The organism is Mesorhizobium sp. B2-3-12, assembly GCF_006442205.1.
Lineage (GTDB): Bacteria > Pseudomonadota > Alphaproteobacteria > Rhizobiales > Rhizobiaceae > Mesorhizobium.
The window spans coordinates 1-1,260 of record NZ_VFVR01000034.1; the positions used below are offsets into that span (position 1 = coordinate 1).

Here is a 1,260-nt window from a genome sequence, read left to right on the forward strand (position 1 = left end):
AGCCCGCCCAGGTCGGTGCCGAAGACGATCGAGGTGATCGCGTCCGAGCCCGGCGTGAAGGTGATCGAGTTAGAGGCAGAGTCCGGACCGAGCGGCGTCGAGCCGTCACTCAGGTTCTGGTCGTCGAGCGCCAGGGTGATTGGAGCGCCCGCGGTCGGACCCGCGCCATCCGTGACCGTGAAGGCGATGTTGGCCGTCGAAGTATCGTGGTCGCCGTCCGTCACCGTGTAGGTCGCGTTGACCGCCACGGGACCGCCGCTGTTGTCGACCGAGGCATCGGCCGTGAACGAATAGGATCCGTCCGCCTTCACCTGGATGGTGCCCGCGCCGATGTCGATCGACTGCGAATAGCCGGTGCCGGGATCGAAGGTCAGCGGCGTGCCGTTGACATGCGTCACTGTCGCGCCGTCGGCGCCTGCGACGAAGTCCAGTGTCCCCGTCACCGCCGGGGCACCTTCCACAACCGCTTGCGAGGCTTCGTCATGGGCCGTCGGCACGTCGTCGGACACTGTCAGGTTGACCGTGCCGGTCGCCTGGGTGCCGTCGGTATCGGTGGCGACCACGCCGACATGGCCCAGATCGACCAGGTCGTCGAGATTGATGCCGGGATGTGCGTCGTAATTGTTGTTCAGCGTCGCCGTCACCGTCGCCACATTGCTGGCGACCGATAGATCCAGCGTCACCACGGTCACGGCGCCGTCCTTGCCGACGACCTGGGTGTCCGACACCCGGGTCCAGGTCAGGTTTGCCGTGTTTAGCCCGCCCAGGTCGGTGCCGAAGACGATCGAGGTGATCGCGTCCGAGCCCGGCGTGAAGGTGATCGAGTTAGAGGCAGAGTCCGGACCGAGCGGCGTCGAGCCGTCACTCAGGTTCTGGTCGTCGAGCGCCAGGGTGATTGGAGCGCCCGCGGTCGGACCCGCGCCATCCGTGACCGTGAAGGCGATGTTGGCCGTCGAAGTATCGTGGTCGCCGTCCGTCACCGTGTAGGTCGCGTTGACCGCCACGGGACCGCCGCTGTTGTCGACCGAGGCATCGGCCGTGAACGAATAGGATCCGTCCGCCTTCACCTGGATGGTGCCCGCGCCGATGTCGATCGACTGCGAATAGCCGGTGCCGGGATCGAAGGTCAGCGGCGTGCCGTTGACATGCGTCACTGTCGCGCCGTCGGCGCCTGCGACGAAGTCCAGTGTCCCCGTCACCGCCGGGGCACCTTCCACAACCGCTTGCGAGGCTTCGTCATGGGCCGTCGGCACGTCGTCG

1 protein-coding gene is annotated in these 1,260 nt (G+C 66.7%); it reads right to left on the reverse strand.

The features are described from left to right. Window positions 1-1,260: hypothetical protein (locus FJ948_RS30430; RefSeq protein ID WP_210242298.1), on the reverse strand; the 1,260-nt coding region annotated here is incomplete at both ends.